Origin of the sequence: Saccharopolyspora sp., assembly GCF_017434145.1 — a bacterium.
GTDB lineage: Bacteria > Actinomycetota > Actinomycetes > Mycobacteriales > Pseudonocardiaceae > Saccharopolyspora_C > Saccharopolyspora_C galaxeae.
The window spans coordinates 1-3,937 of sequence record NZ_JAFRFW010000316.1; the positions used below are offsets into that span (position 1 = coordinate 1).

5 protein-coding genes are annotated in these 3,937 nt (G+C 70.0%); all 5 read left to right on the top strand.

Features of this window, described 5'->3' with window-relative positions:
* Positions 1–119: 119 nt before the first annotated feature.
* Positions 120–935 carry a translation elongation factor Ts gene (gene tsf, locus IJH84_RS08745; protein ID WP_295142498.1) on the top strand — a complete coding sequence of 272 codons (816 nt, stop codon included), beginning with the start codon at positions 120–122 and terminating at the stop codon, positions 933–935.
* A 188-nt stretch (positions 936–1,123) separates the two neighbouring features.
* Positions 1,124–1,873 (top strand): UMP kinase, encoded by a 750-nt coding sequence (pyrH, locus tag IJH84_RS08750; protein ID WP_200070161.1) that lies wholly within the window; start codon positions 1,124–1,126, stop codon positions 1,871–1,873.
* A gap of 90 nt (positions 1,874–1,963) precedes the next feature.
* Entirely contained in the window at positions 1,964–2,521 is a 558-nt protein-coding gene (gene frr / locus IJH84_RS08755) for a ribosome recycling factor (protein WP_200070160.1), read from the top strand.
* A 170-nt stretch (positions 2,522–2,691) separates the two neighbouring features.
* Positions 2,692–3,537 (top strand): phosphatidate cytidylyltransferase, encoded by an 846-nt coding sequence (locus IJH84_RS08760; protein ID WP_295142504.1) that lies wholly within the window; start codon positions 2,692–2,694, stop codon positions 3,535–3,537.
* The coding region (locus IJH84_RS08765) for a class I SAM-dependent methyltransferase (RefSeq protein WP_295142507.1) at positions 3,534–3,937 on the top strand (404 nt) is incomplete at its 3' end. The genes IJH84_RS08760 and IJH84_RS08765, both read left to right, overlap by 4 nt.

Sequence of the window (3,937 nt, forward strand, 5' to 3'; positions counted from 1 at the left end):
CCGCCGCAACGCATCCGCACCGGGGACTCGCGCGCGGCCACGCGAGCGGCGTGCCGCCGCTGCGGCCCCGGACCTCTTCCCGCTGTGCACAACTTCCGAAGAAGGACGGACAACGCACGATGGCGAACTACACTACGGCTGACGTCAAGAAGCTCCGCGACCTGACCGGCGCCGGCATGATGGACTGCAAGAAGGCCCTGGGCGAAGCCGACGGCGACTTCGACAAGGCCGTGGAGGCCCTGCGCATCAAGGGCGCCAAGGACATCGGCAAGCGCGCCGAGCGCTCCGCGGCCGAGGGTCTGGTCGCCGCCGAGGACGGCGTGCTGATCGAGCTCAACAGCGAGACCGACTTCGTCGCCAAGAACGACGAGTTCAAGCAGCTCGCGGGCCGGATCGTGCAGGCAGCCAAGGCCGCGAACTCCTCGGACCTGGAGACGGTCAAGTCCGCGCCGCTGGACGACAAGACCGTCGACCAGACCGTGCAGGACCTCGCCGCGAAGATCGGCGAGAAGCTGCAGCTGAGCAAGGTCGCGATCTTCGACGGCCAGGTCTCCACCTACCTGCACCGCCGCGCCGCGGACCTGCCGCCGCAGGTGGGCGTGCTGGTCGAGTACACCGGTTCCTCCGAGGAGGCCGCCCGCAACGCCGCGATGCAGGTCGCCGCGCTCCGGGCGAGCTACCTGACCCGGGACGAGGTCCCGGAGGACGTGGTGGCCAACGAGCGCCGCATCGCCGAGGAGACCGCCCGCGCCGAGAACAAGCCGGAGCAGGCCCTCCCCAAGATCATCGAGGGTCGGCTCAACGGGTTCTTCAAGGAGAACGTGCTGCTCGACCAGCCTTCGGTGCAGGACAACAAGAAGACCGTCAAGGACCTGCTGGACGAGGCGGGCGTGACCGTGACCCGGTTCGCGCGCTTCGAGGTCGGCCAGTCCTGAGCCCTGCAGGCTCGGTGATCCGTCTCCGGCGTGGTCCCGCCGACCTCGCCGCCGGCGCCCGCAGCGCCGGCGGCGAGCGCGGCGACGTTGTACGCCCCGTCTCCGCCGCACCGGCGGGCGGGGCGTTCGCGCAGGGCGCGCGATGCCCGGCGCGCACCGTGGAATAACAGCCTCTCGGGAGGAACCCAGTGACCGACGACGGCCTGTCGTACGACGGCTATGGGCGTGTGCTGCTCAAACTGGGCGGTGAAATGTTCGGCGGCGGCGCGGTCGGCGTCGACCCGGACGTGGTGGGCACCGTCGCGCGGCAGATCGCCGAGGTCGTGGCCGGCGGCATCGAGGTCGCCGTCGTCATCGGCGGCGGCAACTTCTTCCGCGGCGCTGAGCTGCAGCAGCGCGGCATGGAACGCGCCCGCGGCGACTACATGTCCATGCTCGGCACTGTGATGAACTGCCTGGCCCTGCAGGACTTCCTGGAACGCGAGCACGAGATCGACACCCGCGTGATGTCGGCGATCACGATGGGCCAGGTCGCCGAGCCCTACATCCCGCGCCGCGCGATCCGGCACATGGAGAAGGGCCGCGTGGTCATCTTCGGCGCAGGCACCGGGATGCCGTACTTCTCCACCGACACCGCCGCGGCGCAGCGTGCGCTGGAGATCGGCTGCGAGGTGGTGCTCATGGCCAAGGGGGTGGACGGTGTCTACACTGCGGACCCCAAGACCAACCCGGCCGCTGAGCGGTTCGAGAGCATCAGCCACCGCGAGGTTCTTGAGCGAGGGCTCAAGGTCGCCGACGCGACCGCGTTCAGCCTGTGCATGGACAACCAGATGCCCATCCTGGTCTTCAACCTCCTGCAGGAGGGCAACATCGCCCGCGCGGTGCGTGGTGCGAAGATCGGAACCCTGGTCAGCACCCCGGCCGCAGCGCCCGTGTGAGCGTGCTGGGATCCTGATCGGGCCGTCTGCGGCACCGGAGCGCCGCGCGGCGAGCAGCGCACATCGGCCGGCACACCTTAAGGAGCAGCCGTGATCGACGAGACTCTTCTCGAAGGCGAGGAGAAGATGCAGAAGGCGGTGCAGGTGGCCAAGGACGACCTTGCCACGGTTCGCACCGGCCGTGCCAACCCCGCCATGTTCTCCGGCATCGTCGTCGACTACTACGGTTCGCCGACTCCGTTGAACCAACTGGCCAGCATCAACGTGCCGGAGGCGCGGCTGGTCGTGATCAAGCCGTACGACGCCAGCCAGCTGGGCGCGATGGAGAAGGCCATCCGCGACTCCGACCTGAGCGTCAACCCGAGCAACGACGGCCAGCTCATCCGGATCGCGATCCCGCAGATGACCGAGGAGCGCCGCAAGGAGATGGCCAAGCTCGCCAAGCAGAAGGGCGAGGAGGGCCGGATCAGCGTGCGCAGCATCCGGCGCAAGGCCAAGGAGGAGCTCGACCGGATCGTCAAGGACGGCGAGGCCGGTGAGGACGAGGGCACGCGCGGCGAGAAGGAGCTGGAGAACCTCACGCACCGCTACACGGCCCAGATCGACGAGCTGGTCAAGCACAAGGAAGCCGAGCTCCTCGAAGTTTGAGAGGCTGTCTTGCAACTGTGGTTCGCGGCTGCCGGGCCGCCTTCGCCGGTGGCGCCCGCGTGGCCGGGTGGCCGCCGCCCGCTCCCGGTGGCCGCGTGGTCCCGCGCCTTCGGCGCGCCGGCCGTTGGCGGGCCGTGGTGACGACCAGCCGGCGCGAAGGTGAGTCCTGGATGTCCGCTGCCGCACCGGACCCGCCCTCGCGTCCTTCCCGGGCTGGCCGGGACCTGCGCGCGGCGATCGCGGTGGGCGTGGTGCTCGGCGCCGCGATCATCGTGTCGCTGCTGAGGTTGCGGCAGTTGTTCATCGGCATCGTCGCGGTGGCCGCGGCGGTGTCGACCGTGGAGCTGGCGGGCGCGTTGCGCCGCGGCGCAGGCATCCGGGTTTCGCTGCTGCCGGTGCTGGCCGGTGGCCAGCTGATGGTGTGGTTGTCCTGGCCGTTCGGCCTGCGCGGTTTGCTGGTCGGTTTCGCGATCACCACGCTGGCTTGCCTGGCGTGGCGGTTCCGGCTGGGCGTGGACGGTTATCTGCGCGACGTGTCGGCTTCGGTGCTCACCGCTGCTTATGTGCCGATGTTCGCGGCGTTCGCGGCGATGCTCGCGGTGCCGGAGGACGGGGCGTTCCGCGCGTTGTGCTTCATGATCGGCGTGGTCGCTTCGGACACCGGCGGCTACGCGGCCGGGGTGCTGCTGGGCAAGCACCCGATGGCTCCCTCGATCAGCCCGAAGAAGTCCTGGGAGGGTTTCGCGGGCTCGATGCTGACCGGCACCGTCGCGGGCGGGCTGTCGGTCTCGCTGATGCTGGGCGGGCATTGGTGGCAGGGCGTGTTGTTCGGCGCCGCGCTGGTGTGCAGCGCAACGCTGGGCGACCTGATGGAGTCGGTGATCAAGCGCGATCTGGGGATCAAGGACATGGGCAACCTGCTGCCCGGTCACGGGGGCTTGATGGATCGGATGGATTCGCTGCTCCCGTCGGCGGTGGTGGCCTGGATGGTGCTGTTCTGGCTGCTGCCGCAATGAATTCGCCGCCCGCGCCGAAGATCACCCCGAGTCCGAACATCTGGCGCTGGCCGGACCTCTACGAGCTGGAGAACCGGGCGCAGGACTCGACCGGCGCGCTGTGGGAGGCGCTGCGCGGGCACTGCGATTGGGCGGGCCGCGACGTGGTGGACATCGGTTGCGGCGACGGTTTCCACCTCGAGGTGTTCGCCGCTTCGGCCCGTTCGGTGGTCGGCGTCGAACCGCATCCGCCGCTGGCGCGGCGGGCGCGAGAACGGGTCGCGGGACGCGCGGGGGTGGACGTGCGGCAGGCCCCGGCGCAGCGGCTGCCGTTGGCGGACGCGGGCGCGGACCTGGTGCACGCCAGGACGGCATACTTCTTCGGCCCCGGCTTCGAGCCCGGATTGGCGGAGGCTGAGCG

Bases quoted from the DNA above. Each gene is read 5' to 3' on its own strand.
- tsf (WP_295142498.1), top strand. From the start codon at position 120: ATGGCGAACTACACTACGGCTGACGTCAAGAAGCTCCGCGACCTGACC.
- IJH84_RS08760 (WP_295142504.1), top strand. From the start codon at position 2,692: ATGTCCGCTGCCGCACCGGACCCGCCCTCGCGTCCTTCCCGGGCTGGC.